The sequence below is a fragment of the Metabacillus malikii genome, assembly GCF_030813355.1.
In the GTDB taxonomy this organism is placed as follows: Bacteria; Bacillota; Bacilli; order Bacillales; family Bacillaceae; genus Metabacillus; species Metabacillus malikii.
Genome location: NZ_JAUSUD010000003.1, coordinates 119,263 through 136,758 on the forward strand (window position 1 = coordinate 119,263; position 17,496 = coordinate 136,758).

General features: G+C 36.2%; 16 protein-coding genes and 1 riboswitch. All 16 genes read left to right on the forward strand.

Annotation, left to right across the window (positions count from 1 at the left end):
* Positions 1–28: 28 nt before the first annotated feature.
* On the forward strand, positions 29–1,900 hold the full coding sequence (locus tag J2S19_RS04470) for a DNA primase family protein (RefSeq protein ID WP_307337868.1): 1,872 nt from the start codon (positions 29–31) through the stop codon (positions 1,898–1,900).
* 434 nt (positions 1,901–2,334) lie between these two features.
* A complete protein-coding gene (locus tag J2S19_RS04475) occupies positions 2,335–2,523 on the forward strand; it encodes a hypothetical protein (protein WP_307337870.1) in 189 nt (62 codons plus the stop codon).
* Positions 2,524–2,971: 448 nt separating this feature from the next.
* Entirely contained in the window at positions 2,972–3,292 is a 321-nt protein-coding gene (locus J2S19_RS04480) for a hypothetical protein (protein ID WP_307337873.1), read from the forward strand.
* A gap of 252 nt (positions 3,293–3,544) precedes the next feature.
* Positions 3,545–4,129, forward strand: a complete 585-nt coding sequence (locus tag J2S19_RS04485; protein WP_307337875.1) for an HK97 family phage prohead protease — start codon at positions 3,545–3,547, stop codon at positions 4,127–4,129.
* 2 nt (positions 4,130–4,131) lie between these two features.
* On the forward strand, positions 4,132–5,379 hold the full coding sequence (locus J2S19_RS04490; protein WP_307337877.1) for a phage major capsid protein: 1,248 nt from the start codon (positions 4,132–4,134) through the stop codon (positions 5,377–5,379).
* 161 nt (positions 5,380–5,540) lie between these two features.
* A complete protein-coding gene (locus J2S19_RS04495; RefSeq protein ID WP_307337880.1) occupies positions 5,541–5,873 on the forward strand; it encodes a hypothetical protein in 333 nt (110 codons plus the stop codon).
* Positions 5,874–6,406: 533 nt separating this feature from the next.
* Positions 6,407–6,805: an Rrf2 family transcriptional regulator gene (locus J2S19_RS04500; RefSeq protein ID WP_307337883.1), complete on the forward strand. Its 399-nt coding sequence runs from the start codon at positions 6,407–6,409 to the stop codon at positions 6,803–6,805.
* A gap of 79 nt (positions 6,806–6,884) precedes the next feature.
* The gene (locus J2S19_RS04505) at positions 6,885–7,748 is read left to right on the forward strand and encodes a class I SAM-dependent methyltransferase (RefSeq protein ID WP_307337885.1); all 864 of its coding nucleotides are present in this window, start codon (positions 6,885–6,887) and stop codon (positions 7,746–7,748) included.
* Between the two features lie 72 nt (positions 7,749–7,820).
* Entirely contained in the window at positions 7,821–8,720 is a 900-nt protein-coding gene (locus J2S19_RS04510; protein ID WP_307337888.1) for an NAD(P)/FAD-dependent oxidoreductase, read from the forward strand.
* A 112-nt stretch (positions 8,721–8,832) separates the two neighbouring features.
* Positions 8,833–9,588, forward strand: a complete 756-nt coding sequence (locus J2S19_RS04515; protein WP_307337891.1) for a GTP cyclohydrolase II — start codon at positions 8,833–8,835, stop codon at positions 9,586–9,588.
* A 240-nt stretch (positions 9,589–9,828) separates the two neighbouring features.
* On the forward strand, positions 9,829–12,615 hold the full coding sequence (locus J2S19_RS04520; protein WP_307337894.1) for a glycoside hydrolase family 3 C-terminal domain-containing protein: 2,787 nt from the start codon (positions 9,829–9,831) through the stop codon (positions 12,613–12,615).
* Between the two features lie 205 nt (positions 12,616–12,820).
* Positions 12,821–13,729: a DUF72 domain-containing protein gene (locus J2S19_RS04525; protein ID WP_307337897.1), complete on the forward strand. Its 909-nt coding sequence runs from the start codon at positions 12,821–12,823 to the stop codon at positions 13,727–13,729.
* 7 nt (positions 13,730–13,736) lie between these two features.
* On the forward strand, positions 13,737–14,561 hold the full coding sequence (locus J2S19_RS04530) for a sulfite exporter TauE/SafE family protein (RefSeq protein WP_307338406.1): 825 nt from the start codon (positions 13,737–13,739) through the stop codon (positions 14,559–14,561).
* 85 nt (positions 14,562–14,646) lie between these two features.
* A complete protein-coding gene (locus tag J2S19_RS04535) occupies positions 14,647–16,044 on the forward strand; it encodes a bifunctional metallophosphatase/5'-nucleotidase (protein WP_307337899.1) in 1,398 nt (465 codons plus the stop codon).
* A gap of 70 nt (positions 16,045–16,114) precedes the next feature.
* A complete protein-coding gene (locus J2S19_RS04540) occupies positions 16,115–16,417 on the forward strand; it encodes a YunC family protein (protein ID WP_307337902.1) in 303 nt (100 codons plus the stop codon).
* 60 nt (positions 16,418–16,477) lie between these two features.
* Positions 16,478–17,224, forward strand: coding sequence for a sporulation protein YunB (yunB, locus tag J2S19_RS04545; RefSeq protein WP_307337905.1), 747 nt, complete (start codon positions 16,478–16,480; stop codon positions 17,222–17,224).
* A 72-nt stretch (positions 17,225–17,296) separates the two neighbouring features.
* Positions 17,297–17,474: riboswitch (Lysine riboswitch) on the forward strand.
* The last annotated feature ends 22 nt before the right edge of the window (positions 17,475–17,496 follow it).

A 17,496-nucleotide genomic window follows, 5' to 3' on the forward strand; every position in this document is an offset into this window, starting at 1 on the left:
TGATAAATAGAAAGGGAGAACATCACGAATGCAAGCAAAAGAACCAAGGTATATCGAATTTATAGACAATGAGAAATACCCAAGGAATGGTGCAGACATTTCAGATATACATGAAACCTTTAATTCATGTGGGTGGATTCTTGATGAAGATGAATTGGTTGTTGACATTGACAATCTTGAAAAAAGCAAGATTGAAAAAATTATCAGCACGTTTGATATTAAAACCCAAATTGTTTGGACAAATAGAGGGGCACACTTCTATTTCAAAAAACCAAAAGGATTCAAGGGTGCAAAGAAAGTCTGCCCCCTTGGGTTTGAAGTTGAATATAAGCATAGCAAGAACACGAAGGCAACCACCATCAAGCAAAATGGGGTATTGCGACCGATTGAATATGAAGGCAATCGTGAAGAATTGCCTGATATATTTTACACTAAAAGGCGGTTGAATCCCGTTCAAGAATTAGATGAAGGAGAAGGAAGAAATGACACACTTTATCAACATAGAATGAACATACACCATTTGAACCAATGGCAAAGCATATTGTGGTTTATTAATAATCATATTTTTGCAACCCCTTTGCCTGGAGAAGAATTTCAAAATATCATCAGGGATAATGTAAAAATCAAAGCCGAAAAGAATAACGAGTATGATGTGGCTATGCAATTAAGAAGGAAATTGAAAGTCGTGAAATTTAGTGACCGCTTATATTCTTTTAACGGAAATCATTATCATGATGGAATCTATTTTGAAAATGATGTTGCCTGTGAAATTGCAGGTCAAAAGATGCGTTACATAACAGAAGTGATAAATCAAATAGGTATTCATACGTTACCGATTGAAGAACCTTCAGATGGGTGGGGTATAAAATTTAAAAATGGCTATTTACATGATGGGCATTGGGTTGAAATTGATTTTAAGGAATTTACCCCATTTTATATAGGCATACCTTATAAACCTGATGCCGAACCAGTGGCGATTGTAGATGATTTTCTTGAAACATTTACTGATGGAGATGAAGATTATAAAAGTTTGATTTTGGAGACTATTGCCCATTGTTTAATCACAAACATTCATGTGAAGCGTAATAAACATTTCCAACGTGTTACTTTCTTTATTGGTGATGGTAGCAATGGTAAAGGAACATTGCTGAATGTTATTCGTGCCTTACTAGGAACAGAAAATGTTTCCTCGATTTCATTAGACCGCATTATTGACGAACGATATTTGGTCACTATGCGTGGCAAACTTGCAAATTGCGGTGATGATATTGAAAACAAAGCGATAAAAGAAGAAAAAATGAAAATGCTTAAAAACCTATCTTCTTATGATGTAATTCCGTTACGTGAATTATTTAAGCAATCAAAAGATGAATCCATTTTGGCTTCACAGATTTTTACTACCAATCATCTTTTGAAATCATTTGAAAAAGGTGAAGCGTGGAAACGTCGTGTAGTTTGGTGTCCGTCTTTTGGTAGACCAAAAGTTTATGACCCGCACTTTCAAGAAAAATTAACTTCACAAGAATCTATGGAATATTGGTTAAAACTTGTGATGGAAGCGTATTTTCGATTATATAAGAATCGTAAGTTTACGGAATCAGAGAAGGTCAAGGAATACACGGAATTGTATCATAAGGAAAACAATTCGTGTATTGAGTGGGTACGTGATGTGGCTGATGTGGAAAAGGACATAATTGGGATGAAAACACCTGAAACCTATTTGATATATGCAAAATGGGCTGAAGAAAATGGTTTGAACCTGCAATCACCAAAACAATTAAAGAAGACGATTGAAGAAGAATTAGGTTTATATGTTCAAGATACTTCACGTGATGGTGAATCGGCAAAACTTTGGGCAAGAGCACCAACAAAGAAAAGAAAAAACAAAATAAATAAATAGTGGTTTTTAGACATTTTAGTGGTTTAGTGGTTTTTTGGTGGTTTCTTAAACCCTTGGTACATAAGAGATTGAAAGGGAAAACCACCAAACCACCAAAATGTTTATTAAAAGTAAAATAAAAATATTTATATGTATTATATGTATGAGTATCTATTTATAAATTGTTTTGTTTTTTTTTATAAAGACTTTTGTGGAAAAAAACGGTGGTTTGGTGGTTAAAATGGTTCAATCCCTTGTGGGAGTAAGATAGTATCCAACCACTAAAAAACCACTTAAACCACATTTGCATTATTAAAAAGTGGTTTGTAACCTTTTGATAATCCCCCCCTCTTTTTGTATTGTGGGGGGTGCTTGGGACAAACGGCGACAAGGGAACCTTTTCCGACCAAGCGTTAAAATTGAGATACTTTTTTTGAAAGGAGAACAACGGCTGAATGGTTATGCTTATTACTTTACAAACGATTCAAAACGGCTTTTTCAAGTGCAAAATTAAACCTATTGTGGGTGCACTCTATCACCGAGAATTTACGGCTGAAGCATTACACGAATATTTAATGGCGATTGATTTCTATTGTGAAACAAAAGGTTATCAATATAAATTTATTGTTCCCGATGCTATTTAGAAGATGGCAGGGCATTGGTTAGAAAGTTTAGCAACAACTAATAATAAAAAATAGTGATGCCTAAATCAATTATGATGGTGTTCATATTATTGCCTTTGAATGTTCTTGTTGTTGCGGTGAAAAGCATTCCTCTTGCTTGGGGGAATGCTTTTTATTATGCTTCAGAAGGTTCTGAAGAGGGTTTTGAAAGTACCTGAACCAAGGCTGATATAGTATGAAAGAGTGCTGAAAAGTCAATAATAATAATGCTTGCAAACGGTTTTGTGTTTCTTTCTTTTCTTTTTTTTGTTCAGTCGCTTGTAATTCTAAATGATTTCAAGTGCTTGCGATTTAATTGTTTTAGCGTAATTCAATCCATCTTTGCCCCCTGTTGGACTTCAATCCCCCAACAGGGGTTTTCTTTTGTGGTAACGTCAATAATGGGAATCTGAAAGGGGATGAATCCGAAATGAGAAGTTCAAGACCATTGTTTGAATTGGGGCAAATCGTAAAAACAAAAAGCATTGCTGAAAATGTTGAACCTAGTAAAATTGCTAGTCTTATTAGAAACCATATAACAGGTGATTTTGGCATCCTAGAAAATGCTGATATTGATGCTAACAAGGATGCTATTCAAAACGGTGACAGGGTTTTGTCTGCTTATATGGTGCAAGGAAAAGAGGTTTATGTCATAACTGAATGGGATAGAAGTCATACAACCGTTGTTTATGCTGATGAACATAGTATCAAATCAGGTGAAAAGGTTGTGAAATCAAGGGTTTTCAAGTGATTGAAACCTACCCAACAAGGGCATAATATTACTAATTCTTTGTACACAAAGTTGATTCAAAGTCCGCAATAAGAAGAACTCACAAAAGGGGCATTTTGTGGGTTTTTTTATGCCCTTTTTTATTGTGTGAACTATGAAAAACCCTTATCTATCAAGGTTATTGGGCAAACTAATAACACCAATACCAAAAAAAATCTATTGCCGAAAAATAGTGCTGATAAAAAATCCAAGATAGAAAGGGGGTACATAATTTTGATTGAAATCAGGAACGGTTCTGTTTTTGTTACTGGCTATGTGAATGCCGTGGAACGTGAATCAGACTTTATCCCATCCCCACAGGGAAGGTTTAAAGAGATTATCAAGGCAAAAGTATTTGAACGTGCTTTAAATCGTGCAAAGGATGTTCTATTGCTTTTTAACCATGATGAAAATAGAATGCTTGGTTCTATATCCCAAGGCAATCTAAAACTTATGGAAGATTCAATAGGGTTGAAGGCTGAAGCCGAAATCAGGGATTCATCCATTATTGAAAAAGCAAGACAGGGCAATTTTTTGCAAGGTTGGTCTTTTGGATTCATTGAACGGAGAAGCCGTTTTGAAAAAGGTTCTGATGGGATTGAAAGGCGATTCATTGAAGATTTAGACCTGATGGAAGTGTCTTTATTATCGGTGAAACCTGCCTATCCTTGTTGTTCGGTGGAAATCAGAAATAACGGCATCTATGAAAGGCGATATTCTGATTTATTGATTGATTCAACATCAACAAAATCCATTGTGGATTTATCACGATACGAGAACGAAATAAGATATCTAACACTGAAGGGAATGACTATATAACTATGGTATTAAAACAAATTCAAGATGCAAGATTGTTAAAACTGGCACATCAAAGAGAGCAATATCTAGGTGAAATGCAGGGGATTATAGCAAGTGCTAAAAAGGAAAAACGTGCAATTACTGAAGATGAAAACAAGAAGTTTGAAAGTCTTGAAAAACAGATTCAAACAGTTGATGATGAACTAGAAAAAAATGATTTTAAAAACCTTGAAGATTTAACGGAACGTATGCAAGAACGTGAATCAAGATTTAAAGCAATGCAAAACCCAAGTTCATCCGACAAAATGAAAGAGAACCGAGCAAAAAAGCGTTCCGACAATCCTTTAGAGGTTAGGGGATATGTAGGAAAGGAACGAATCGGAAACCATGATACAAGCGTCACTATTGGCGATTTAGTCTATTCCCATGTAACAGGCAAGTTTAGAAATTCTGAAGTAAGACAGGCACTTTCAACAACTTCAGGGGGGATTGTTGTTCCTACTGATGTTTACGAAAATTTCATTGATTTAATGCGTGACCAAAACTTTTTGCTTCAAACAACTGTCTATCCAATGGCAACAAAGGCACTTGTGATTCCAAAGCTTGTGGGCGATATCCAGCCAACATTTAAGGTTGAAAATGAATTAATTGTTGAAAGTTCCCCTGTTTTTGATTCAGTACGATTGGAAGCAAAACCACTGTATGCAATGACTTCAATTTCCCTTGAATTGATTGAATCGGGTGGACTTGATATTGGAATGGCGGTAACAAATATCATGGCATCATCAATGGCACAAGCCGTTCAAAGTTTCATGTTGAAGGGTGGGGGTGCTAATGGGTATGGAGGTATTCTAAATGACCCTAACATTAATCTAATTGATGCAACGACCATTGATTATGCAAGTATTGGGGCAGGGTTTAGAGCAATTAGAAGTGCATACGGCAATCCTGATGGCATCATCCTAAATAATGCTGATGCAATGGATTTAGAATTGCTAACAGATACAACAGGGCAATTTATTCAACCCCCAAGATTTATGGAGAATCTTGAAACCTATTCCCTTGGTGGTGGACTTGATGAAGGTGAAGGGGTTGTTGCAAACCTTCAGTCCATTGCATGGGGCATTTTGTCCGAGGGTGGACTTCAGATTGATATTGATAAATCAGGGGAAGCGTTCCAACGTGGGCAAATTAAAATTCGTGCAAGAATCAACAGTGATTTTGCTTTAACGAATCCTAAATTGATTTCTCATGTAAGACCGACAGTTTAAAAATGTAGTTTGATAATGCAGGGGGAAACCCTTGCTTTTTTTTGTTGTAATAAGTTGTACTATTTGAAATAATTGTAATTGAACTAACGGAGCAGGATTGTTCAACAAAGGAAACTGAATTTTTTAAGTTAAATTGGAATGTGAGAGGTGGAATTCGGATAATGAAAAATGATGTTTTTACTAAAGTGATTTTAAGTGGAATATTAGTATGTTTAATTGTAATAGCATTCAAATTAAATACCAACAAGAATGTTCAACAACCAACACCAAATGTTGAGGTTAATAACCAAGGTGGGCGAGTTGTTCAGTTAGCACCTAACAGAGTTGGAGTGATTGATACTGGTCATGGCAGTGGTTGGGAACAACTTGTTGTTTTTGAATATAATCCAGAAACAAAAGACTTTGAAGTTGTTAGCTCATTAACTTATGAAGACTATTTTAATCATCCCGAAGAGTACGGTATTCCAGTTAGAAGTGATAAATATGGAAATTGAGTTATTCCACAAACGGGGGCATTACTTCAATAAGAACCTTCAAAAGAAATGAAGAAAACTCACGGCAAGCAACCGTGAGTTCTTACTGTAAAACCCTGATTTTATGTGACTTTTAACCAATACCAATTCCGTGCAAAGTTCGTGCAAAGTTGAGTTTATAATTGGTTTTACTAATGTTTAACAAATGGCTTTGTACCAACGGTTTTAGGTGTGTTTTTAGACTATATTTCATGCTATTTTAACCACAATTATTCAAGTTTGAGATGGAAGGTTCAATCGGTTAATATATAGATTTATTAAAGCATAGAGGGATTTCATCCAGTGCCAAGCTAGTGATACAAAATTGAACCCTTAATCTAGGAGGCGGACTTTATAAGTTCGTCTTCTTTTGTATTAGTTATATACGGTTTACTTTTATAAAATTGTTAAATACAATCACAATTGAGTGCCTTTACTTGACAATCAATACATCAAAACTATAATAGATATTAAGGACTCTTAAAGTCTTTGAATATTAAGAAGGGATGAAAACATTGAAGTATTCAAAAGCAACGAACTACGCTCTACATACAATGCTGCATTTAGCAATGTCGAATACAACGAAACCTGTGGGCGTACAGACTTTAGCAGAACAGCAACAAGTATCACCAACTTATTTATCAAAAATTTTAACAAAGCTTGTTAAAGAAGGCATGGTTACGTCTGTTTCAGGTGCAAATGGTGGATACTCATTAGTTCATGGCTGGGAATCAATCTCTTTCCTTGATATTATTTATGCCATTGAAGGAAAATCTTCATTGTTTGAGTGTCATTTTAATCATGGACCTGAATGCTTAATTCAAAAAGTCATGTTGAGAGCGGAAGAAAAGATGGAAGAAGAATTAAGAAACCAAACAATTGCGGACTTGGTTAATAAAGAGACAACATTTTAATTTTTCGTTGTCTTTTGTCGCATAATTACAGATATAAAGTATAGATAATATCTTTAAATCATATTTAGGAGCGATATTTATGGAAACGAATTTATTTGAACATCAAGTATGGGAGTCTGCTTGGAATCATGACGAAACCACTTCATTAAGAATTATGCAAAGACTAGGTCAGGGGAATAATCAAACAGAGGAATTCAAAAAATGGGCAATTTCATATAATAAAAATTCCTTTAGCCGCGAAGGAAGGGAACGAAGTAATCGAATATTGACATGGATCGAAAATCAAGGAGTTGCATTTAACAACCTATCTGTATTAGACATTGGGGCTGCATCTGGTGTATTTAGTATCCCTTTTTCGGAAAGAGGAGCAAAGGTCACAGCGATCGAATCTTCTCCTGATTTATCTATATTGCTAGAAAAAAATGCAAAGAAGTACTCAGTTCACGTCGATGTGATCAGAAAACCCTTTGAGGAAACAACGTTCGACAATCAAACTCATATATATGACCTTGTATTTGCATCAATGTGTCCTGCGATGAAGGATTGGGAGACGGTCGAGAAAGCATTAAAACTTGCGAAGAAATATTGTTATATAAGCATGATGGCTGGCCAAAAGGAAAATCACCTCATGGATGAGCTATTACCTGTGATCGATATAAAACCAAGAGGAATTGGTTCTTCAGATATGGCATACCTTTTACAATTACTTTATATTAACGGCTATTCCTATCAAACATTCATTGAAAGACAAATGAAAACAGTGAAAATCAATGTAAATCGTGCAATAGATAAATTGCCAGAATGGTTTATTGGATATCAAATTCCACTAGAAGAAAAGCTGCTTAAGAAATGTGAAGACTATTTACGTGAAACGTACGAAGATGAAATCATGTTAACAATGGGTGGAAGGTTCGGTAAAGTGCTTGTTCATATGGAGAATTAAGAATCCATTTTTTTGTTTTAATTATAGATATAAACGGTCTTTAATAGATATAAGCAAAAAAGGAGGTAAAACATGAATGTTTTCGATTGTATCGTGATAGGTGGGGGTCCAGCTGGTCTAAGTGCTAGTTTAGTTTTAGGGAGAGCGAGAAGAAAGGTTGCTTTGTTTGATGATGGTACGAATCGGAATAGAGTCACACATGAGTCGCATGGATTTCTGACTCGTGATGGGATAAAGCCACAAGAGTTTAAACAAATAGGGTTAAAAGAATTGAAACATTATCCTAACGTATCATATTTTAACAAGACAGTGACTGAAATAATAAAGGATACAAATACTGAGAGATTTATGGTGCAAACAAATGATGGTCAAGAATATATTACAGAGAAGATCATGTTAGCATCAGGTATTCAGGAACGATTTTCGATTCAGGCTGTCAGAGAGTTTTATGGAAAAAGCCTTTTTAGTTGTACGTATTGTGATGGCTGGGAGTTAAGAGACAAACCTTTAATTGTCATTGCCGAACAAGAAGACCATGCTATTCACATGGCAAGATTAGTCTATAACTGGTCTAAAGATTTAATTGTCCTTACTAACGGAGTAGAAGTTTCTATCGAGAATAATCAAGTATTAGAAAAGCACAATATCAAAATCAATACAGAGCCAATAAAGAACTTAGTAGGTGAAGACGGTTATTTACAAAAAGTTGAATTAATATCTGGAGAAACGATTATAAGAGCAGGTGGGTTTGTTGTTCCATCTTTTTATCGTCCAAATCATTTTGTTGAAATGCTTGGTTGTGAAGTTCAAGAAAATGGAACAGTTGTAAATGATGGTGTTGGAAGAACAACACAGAAAAATATTTATATTGCTGGTGAAAGTGAAAAATCAGGACCCTCATCATTAATGATTTCTGCAGCTGATGGTTTTAAAACTGCAGTTTCTGTAAACACGGATATTACTTTTGCTTGAGAATGTATGATGTATCCCTTGAATGATAAATATAGTAGAGTTTTTTCTTGCTTCTGGTAAATAATAAAAATAAATTCATACAACAGAGTAATATAAAATAAGGAGTACATCTATGACCAAAACTCAATTTGACCCAAAAGTGTTAACTGTCTTAGAGGACAAAATCCAACTAATCAAAACGGACAAAGGAGCAATCTATTTAGTTGGTCCAATTAAGCTGCCGGTTAGTTTGTACGGAGAAACTGTCGAATTTAAATGGTATTGTTGGTTAAATTGTGACGAAGTAACCGAGGACTTCCAAAACATTATTAATAAGCTATCAAGCGCCAATTTAGCAGAACTACAGCAGTCAAGCGTGCTTGCATATGGTGACTTTGAATATGGCGAGGATGCGATTATTCGTATGCATTCCATTTGCCATACTGGAGATATATTTGGAAGTAAACGGTGTGATTGTGGCTTCCAATTAAAACAATCGATGCAAATGATTGTTGACCATGGTACCGGAGCATTATTTTATTTAGCAAATCATGAAGGAAGAGGAATTGGCTTATTCAGTAAAGCCATGGCTTATATCCTTCAAGAAAATGGCTATGACACAGTTGAGGCTAACCAAGCACTTGGTTTTGTTGACGATTCAAGAAATTATAGTGATGCAATTCAAGTTTTAAAGGCATTGAGAAGCAAACCAGTTACACTAATTACAAATAACCCCAAAAAGCTAGATGCTCTAAAAAAATCAGGCTTACCTCTATCAGGTAGGGAACCGTTATGGGGCGATGTTTCAGAGTATAACCAAAAGTACTTAGAAACAAAGGTTAATCGCTCCGGTCATATAAAAGATGAAGATACTTGTTGTAACGACTAATTTTCTCCTAATGAAAAGTCTTATTTAGAGGGTCAGACTCTCATCTAATTGAGGGTCTGACCCTCTTATAAAACACCCCTAAACACATGCACGACTAATTATGACATGACTTTTCATCAATTTTTTTATGTATCTAACGAAATCGGTTTCCATTACGATCGGTTTATAGTGTAAAATAGAATTAATACAAGGATAACTCTAGTAAATTTTGGAATTTAATAGAAAGATGGGGGAGAAAAGATGACAACAATAGGAGTACCACTAAAAGGCTTTGCCGAGTTCAGCAGAAAAGTTGCAGCAGATGGTGCAGTTTTATTAAAAAATGATCAGCAAGTTCTTCCAATATTGAAAGGGGAACGTGTATCAATATTTGGCAGAACACAAATTGACTATTACCGAAGCGGTACTGGTTCAGGTGGAAGTGTAAATGTTGAGTATACAACAAATTTACTTGATGGCTTAAGAAGTAAGTCAGAAATAATTGTAAATGAAGAATTGGCTGCAGTGTATGAAAAGTGGTTAGTAGAGAATCCTTTTGATAATGGTGGAGGCGGCTGGGCGGCAGAGCCATGGCACCAAAAAGAAATGCCTTTAACAGATGAGCTCGTTGAAAAGGCTCGCCAACAATCAGATAAAGCGATTATCGTGATTGGCCGTACAGCAGGTGAAGACCAAGATAATGCAAATGAACCAGGAAGCTATTTATTAACAGAAGATGAAAAACAAATGATTAAACAAGTAACGAATCAATTTGAACAAGTGGTCGTTGTACTGAATGTTTCGAACATTATTGATATGAAATGGTTAAATGAAGACTATGTCCATCCAATACTTGGAGTGATTTACACTTGGCAAGGCGGTATGGAAGGTGGAAACGCTGCCAGTGATGTAATTGTTGGTGACGTTACTCCAAGCGGAAAACTAACAGATACAATTGCATATTCAATTGAAGATTATCCTTCAACAAAAAATCATGGCAATGATGATAAAAACTATTATCAAGAAGACATTTATGTTGGTTATCGTTATTTTGAAACGTTTTGCCCTGAGAAAGTTCAATATGAATTTGGTTTTGGTTTATCTTACACTCATTTCGAAATGAAGCCACAAGATGCGAAAGTGATTATGAAAGATAAAGAACATTATATTTCAATAGATGTACTCGTTAAAAATACGGGGACTACATATGCGGGTAAAGAAGTTGTTCAAGTGTACTATGAAGCCCCACAAGGAAAACTAGGACAACCAGCAAAAGCTCTTGCAGCATTTGGAAAAACAAACATCCTTCAGCCGGGTGAAGAGCAAACGATTACAGTTGAATTTCCGGTTAATCGAATGGCATCTTATGACGATAGTGGTGTGACAGGTTACCGTTCAGCATATGTGTTAGAACAAGGAATTTACAATTTTTACGTAGGCAACAGTGTTAAAAACGTAGAGCAAATCGTTTGTGACGGTAATGAAGGCTATATCGTAGATGGGCTGATTGTTGTTGAACAGTTAGAGGAAGCGTTAGCACCAACAGAGGACTTTACAAGAATGAAGCCTGGTGCAAAAAAGGCTGATGGAACGTATGAGCTTACATATGTAACGGTTCCAAAACAAGAAATCTCATTAGCAGAACGTATTGAAAAAAATCTTCCGAAAACAATCGAACAAAGAGGTAATCAAGGTCATACATTACGTGATGTGTACGATAAAAAGGTAAGTATGGAGGAGTTTATTGCCCAATTAACAGATGAAGAACTTGCAACAATTGTCCGTGGTGAGGGTATGGTTAGTCCATTAGTTACTCCCGGGACTGCGTCAGCATTTGGTGGTGTCAGTGATAAATTAATCGATTATGGTATTCCTGTTGGCTGTACAGCGGACGGTCCTTCTGGTATTCGTATGGACAGTGGACATAAGGCGACTCAAGTACCTATCGGAACATTGCTTGCGGCGACATGGGATATTGATTTAATTGAAGAACTTTACGTATTAGAAGGTCAGGAATTATTAAGCAATAACATTGATATGCTGTTAGGACCTGGTTTAAATATTAGAAGGAATCCTTTAAACGGCCGTAACTTTGAATATTTTTCTGAAGATCCGATTATAACAGGGGAATTCGCCGCTGCAAATGCCCGTGGAATTGTAAAAGGCGGTTCACATGCAACGTTGAAGCATTTTGCCTGCAATAGTCAGGAGCAATCTCGTAATCTAGTAGATGCTGTTGTTTCTGAACGTGCGTTAAGAGAAATTTATTTAAAAGGGTTTGAAATGGCAGTGAAGCATGGCGGTGCAAAAGGAATCATGACATCGTATAATCCGATTAACGGTCATTGGGCAGCATCTAACTATGATTTAAATACAACCGTCCTTCGGAATGAATGGGGCTTTGACGGCATTGTGATGACTGACTGGTGGGCGAAAATGAATGATTGTATTAATGGTGGTCCTGAAGATACGAAAAATACGAACTTTATGATCCGTGCCCAAAATGATTTGTATATGGTTGTCAACAATTACGGAGCAGAGGTCAATTCATCGAATGATAATACGATTGAATCGCTAGCTAACGGTACGTTAACTCGTGGAGAGCTGCAACGAAATGCAATGAACATCTGTAACTTCCTTATGAATGCTCCAGTTTTCTCTAGAGAGCAAAGCAGCATGGAAGTCGTTCAATCATTCCGTCCAAATCCAAGCGATACTTCACAAATGACTGAGCATGCGCAAGACTTAACGAATGATGGGAAAGTATATCCTAAAGAAGGATCACCAATATTTGTGAAAGTTGATGAGACAGGTCAATATCGAATTTTCGTACAAGTTAAGTCGAAAGGAACAGACTTAGCACAATCATCATGCAATATTAATGTGAATGGAGAACTTATGGCAACGATTCAAGCAAATGGAACAGACGACCAATGGGTTACTCGTAAATTAGTAAAGGTAGAGTTAACAGAAGGGGTTTATGAATTGAGCCTTGAGCATATTAAACCTGGTATTGTCGTTGATTGGATTCAGTTTAAACAAGTGTAATGAAAAATAGAGCGAGGATGTTATTAAACGCATCCTCGCTTTTCTATTAAGTTCCCTTTGAAAACCCCAATGTAATATTTAGGACCCTCCTTATTAACTACCTCATTGAAAAAATGTCTAAAATAATCATGATATAATGAAATTACCCACAATAGATTCTAAAAAACGCTTTTATTTCATTCATTGCAAATATGGGATAAAATATATGATATTCAAACAATCACACGAGGATGTGATAAGAGTGACGTCGATACAAATTGGGCTTACAGGGTGGGGGGACCATGAATCCCTTTATTCAGCTAACACAAGTTCAGGAAAAAAATTAAGTGAATATGCTGCACACTTCCCAACTGTAGAAATTGATTCTAGTTTTTATGCGGTTCAGCCTGAGCGGAATAGTCTTAAGTGGGTTCGTGATACACCAGAATCGTTTCAATTTATTGCAAAAGCATATCAAGGAATGACGGGACATATGCGAGATGAAATTCCTTTTGCAAGCAAACGTGAAATGTTTACAGCATACATACAGTCAATAGACCCGATTAGAAAGGCGAATAAGCTCGCGATGGTCTTGTTTCAATTTCCACCTTGGTTTGCATGCACAAGTGAAAATGTAACGTATTTAAAATGGTGCCGCGAGCAAATGAATGACATTGATGTCGCATTAGAATTCCGTAATCGTTCATGGTTTACTCCTGAATATTATGATAAAACGCTAAAGTTTATGGAAACAGAAAATTGGATACATAGTATCGTTGATGAGCCACAAGCAGGCATGAAATCGATTCCGACAATTCTTCATCCGACAAATCAAAAAAAGACACTCGTTCGCTTACATGGTCGCAATGTTCATGGATGGAATAAGCCGGCTAATGGGGATAATTGGCGCGATGTTCGGTACTTATATCGTTACAATGAGGAAGAATTAGCAGAGTGGCAGAGAAATTTACATAAGCTGCAAAAAAATACTGATACTATTTTTATGTTATTTAATAATAATTCTGGTGGAGATGCCGCAGATAATGCAAAAATGATGATAAAAAAGTTAGGCATTTCCTATTCAGGACTAGCTGAAAAACAACTAAGTCTTTTCAGTGATTTAGAGGAGCTGTAAATGAATGATTGAATGGTTAATCTTATTAATCGTTGGAATAGTGGCAGGTACAATTGGAAGCCTTGTTGGCCTTGGCGGTGGCATAATTGTTGTACCTATGATGCTTACATTAAGTACATACTTTTCCGGCTTTGAAGACGTTTCTCCGCAAATTGCGGTCGGAACTTCATTATTAGTCGTTATTTTTACAGGTCTGTCGTCAACATTAACATATATGAAATATAAGAAGGTTGATTATAAAAGTGGACTTATATTCTTTATTGGAAGTGGCCCAGGTGGAATTATTGGAGCGTACGTGACAAAGTTTTTTAATACGTCCTCATTTTCATTGCTCTTTGGACTATTTATGATTTTTATTTCTATTATTTTAATGGTTCGGGATAAGCTTCCAAAAGTAAAGAGCGGAGAAGGGAAAAAAATTTCTCGTACATATATAGATGATAATGGAGAGGAAGCAGAATATGGCTTTAAACCTGTTTTGGGAGTTGTTATCTCCTTTTTTGTAGGGTTTATTTCTGGATTATTTGGTATCGGTGGCGGTGCATTAATGGTACCAGCAATGATTCTTCTCTTCGGTTTCCCGGCACATATCGCAATCGCAACATCTATGTTTATCATCTTCTTATCAGCAACAACAGGCTCGGTTACACATGTAGCATTGGGTAATATTAATTGGCTATATGCAGCAATTCTCATTCCTGGTGCGTGGTTTGGTGGTAAGTTTGGCGCTGTCATTAGTACAAAGTTAAAAGGGAAAACAGTCATTATTCTCTTACGACTAGTGTTAATTGTAGCGGGAATTAAACTTATATATGAAGGGTTTATGGGTTAGCTTGTTGAATTAATATGCTATTGAATTTTATAAATGTTTAAAGTTGTTCAGTTTTTTTGCGTCTTATGAATAAGGAGAGGGACCTATGCTTGAAACGATACATCTTTACCATACGAATGATTTACATAGCCATTTTGAAAATTGGCCAAAAATCGTTCATTTCCTAAATGAAAAACGAAAAACACACACTATAAAAAATGAAGAAACACTCCTTTTTGACATCGGTGACCATGCTGATCGTTTCCATCCGATTACAGAAGCGACAAAAGGAAAAGCAAATGTTACTTTACTCAATCAATTGAAGTATGACGCTGTTACGATTGGGAATAATGAAGGAATTACGTTTTCCCACGAAGATTTAGATACATTGTATGAAAAAGCAGATTTTCCCGTCATCCTGTCAAATTTGTATACAGAATTAAATGAGCGGCCGCCATGGGTCGTACCATACAAAATATTCACGTTAAATAGTGGAATTAAACTTGCTGTATTAGGTGTAACGGTTTATTATGAACTATTTTATCAGCTATTAGGCTGGAAGGTGAAAGACCCGTTTCAAAGTCTTTTAGAAACTGTCCAACAGGTGAAGGAACAGGCAGATGTCATCGTCCTGCTCTCACACCTAGGCATTACGGATGATGAGATTATCGCTAATGAATTTCCAGATATCGATGTGATTATTGGCGGTCATACACATCATGTGTTAAAAAATGGTAAAAAGATAAATCAAACCCTTATTGCGGGTGCTGGTAAATATGGACAATATGTTGGGCAAATTTCGTTAACAATAGACGACCAAAGCAAAGATGTTGTTTCGAGCACAGCGACAGTATATCCGATTGACGAAGCACAAGCAGCTTGCGAAGCTACACAGCATTGGTTAGATAATGCGTTACATAAAAGCAACGACATTCTTTCGGAAGTTATTGTTAATCTCAACCAAAAGCTTGAGATAAATTGGTACGAGGAATCTCCATTTGCAAAATTTCTTGCACAAGCTCTACTAGAGTGGTGTGATGGTGAAGTGGCAATGGTCAATTCGGGAGTGCTACTCGAGTCATTAGCAAAGGGACCAGTAACAAAAGGAGACCTTCATCGTCTATGTCCACACCCGATTAACCCTTGCAAAGTATTTCTTAAAGGTGACGTACTAAAGGAAGTAATTATTCAAGCAAGGGCAGAAGAGTTAGAACATCTTATGTTAAGAGGATTTGGCTTTCGCGGGAAAGTGATGGGAAGAATGGTTTATGAAGGTATTGAATTTACAACAACTATGCTATCAGACGGAAAAGAGCACCTCAATGAAATATTTGTCCAAGGAGAGCCGATAAATACAGAACGGACATATGCTGTTGCAACTATCGATATGTTTACATTTGGTGCACATTATCCACAAATCGCTCGTGCGGAGGATAAAGTATTTTATATGCCAGAATTATTAAGAGATTTATTAGCCTGGCAGCTTGAAAAAAGTACATGTTAGCTATAGGCATCTGTCTACACGCTTCCATATTGTATTCATAGAGATATAGTATGAAAGGAGTGTAGAACATATGGTTAGTATGACTCCAATTGTCATCGATGGAAAGCAGTTTACAGCCATTACAGTTGCATTACCTAAAACTAATTTTATGGCAGTTACTAGTGAAAAAGGCTATATCATGTGTGGTGCATTAGACGTTGCGCTTTTAAATGAAAAGTTAAAGGAGCGTGGCATTATCGCAGGTCGGGCGGTAGGTGTGCGCACGATCGAACAGCTTCTAGAAGCACCATTAGAATCTGTCACGTATGAGGCAGAAGCGCTCGGTATCAAAGTAGGAACAATCGGAAAAGATGCTTTACTTAAAATGGTATAAAAAATAATGCGTACATCCCTCCTTTTCAGCATACACATGTTTGTAAAGGGGGGATTTATTTTGGCTGCATTTCGCGGACGCAAACCGCGTCGCCGTAAAGGGCCTTTACCTTTTCGATATGTTATTTTATTAACGCTTGTTATTTTTATTATATTAACTGCAAGTAGTTTTTGGATTGTGAATAATGAGATTAAACCGACATTAATGAGGATTGCAACGCTAGAAGCATCTTCTGTTGCAACAACGATTATCCAAGAAGCGGTAAAAGACGAAATCATTGATGCTGACGAAGCTGAAAATTTAATTATTACCGAAAAAGATAAAGATGGAAATATTTCTATGATAACTTATAATACTGGTACAGTTCGAAAATCTTTGCGTCATGTCACAGATAATATTACTAGTAAATTAGAAGAGATCGAAAAGGCCAACTTTCATAGTAAAGGGAAAAACGACCAAGAAATGGAACTTGATGATGGAATCGTTTACTCTATTCCCTTAGGTCAAGTTACGCAGAATGCAATATTAAGTACACTTGGTCCAGATATTCCTATCAGCTTTTATTTGATTGGAGATGTTCATACAGATATTAAACGTGATGTTACCCAATATGGCATAAATAATGCGATTCATGAAGTATCTATTCTTGTAGAAGTAACAGTACAGGTTGTCATTCCATTTGCAACAGAGAAAATTACCATTGAGAACACTGTTCCTGTTATTGATATTACAGAACGTGGAGATGTCCCGCAATATTACAATAATAATGGCGACGCAAACCCGGCAATTGAATTGCCAAGTGAATAATTATTGCTTGATATCTAAAGTTTTGCTAAAATAGTATTACTGAAAATCAAATACAACAACCACCTTATCTCATGATGAGGTAGAGGCGCAAAAAACAAGAGTAGCTGATGTGAGGATGACAACGATGACCATCATTGAAAGGGTTTTTTGCCGAAGTAATTAAAGTTGTCGCGCTTTAGTTGCTGGTATTACTTTGAATAAGGGTAATACTGTCATTATAGGTTTTCTATAATGGAGGGCTACTGATCAGGATGGAGGATAACACGACATTA

Excerpts from the sequence above, each read along its gene's own strand:
- J2S19_RS04470 (WP_307337868.1), top strand. The coding sequence starts at position 29 with ATGCAAGCAAAAGAACCAAGGTATATCGAATTTATAGACAATGAGAAA.
- J2S19_RS04475 (WP_307337870.1), top strand. The coding sequence starts at position 2,335 with ATGGTTATGCTTATTACTTTACAAACGATTCAAAACGGCTTTTTCAAG.
- J2S19_RS04480 (WP_307337873.1), top strand. The coding sequence starts at position 2,972 with ATGAGAAGTTCAAGACCATTGTTTGAATTGGGGCAAATCGTAAAAACA.
- J2S19_RS04490 (WP_307337877.1), top strand. The coding sequence starts at position 4,132 with ATGGTATTAAAACAAATTCAAGATGCAAGATTGTTAAAACTGGCACAT.
- J2S19_RS04495 (WP_307337880.1), top strand. The coding sequence starts at position 5,541 with ATGAAAAATGATGTTTTTACTAAAGTGATTTTAAGTGGAATATTAGTA.
- J2S19_RS04505 (WP_307337885.1), top strand. The coding sequence starts at position 6,885 with ATGGAAACGAATTTATTTGAACATCAAGTATGGGAGTCTGCTTGGAAT.
- J2S19_RS04510 (WP_307337888.1), top strand. The coding sequence starts at position 7,821 with ATGAATGTTTTCGATTGTATCGTGATAGGTGGGGGTCCAGCTGGTCTA.
- J2S19_RS04515 (WP_307337891.1), top strand. The coding sequence starts at position 8,833 with ATGACCAAAACTCAATTTGACCCAAAAGTGTTAACTGTCTTAGAGGAC.
- J2S19_RS04520 (WP_307337894.1), top strand. The coding sequence starts at position 9,829 with ATGACAACAATAGGAGTACCACTAAAAGGCTTTGCCGAGTTCAGCAGA.
- J2S19_RS04525 (WP_307337897.1), top strand. The coding sequence starts at position 12,821 with ATGATATTCAAACAATCACACGAGGATGTGATAAGAGTGACGTCGATA.
- J2S19_RS04535 (WP_307337899.1), top strand. The coding sequence starts at position 14,647 with ATGCTTGAAACGATACATCTTTACCATACGAATGATTTACATAGCCAT.
- J2S19_RS04540 (WP_307337902.1), top strand. The coding sequence starts at position 16,115 with ATGGTTAGTATGACTCCAATTGTCATCGATGGAAAGCAGTTTACAGCC.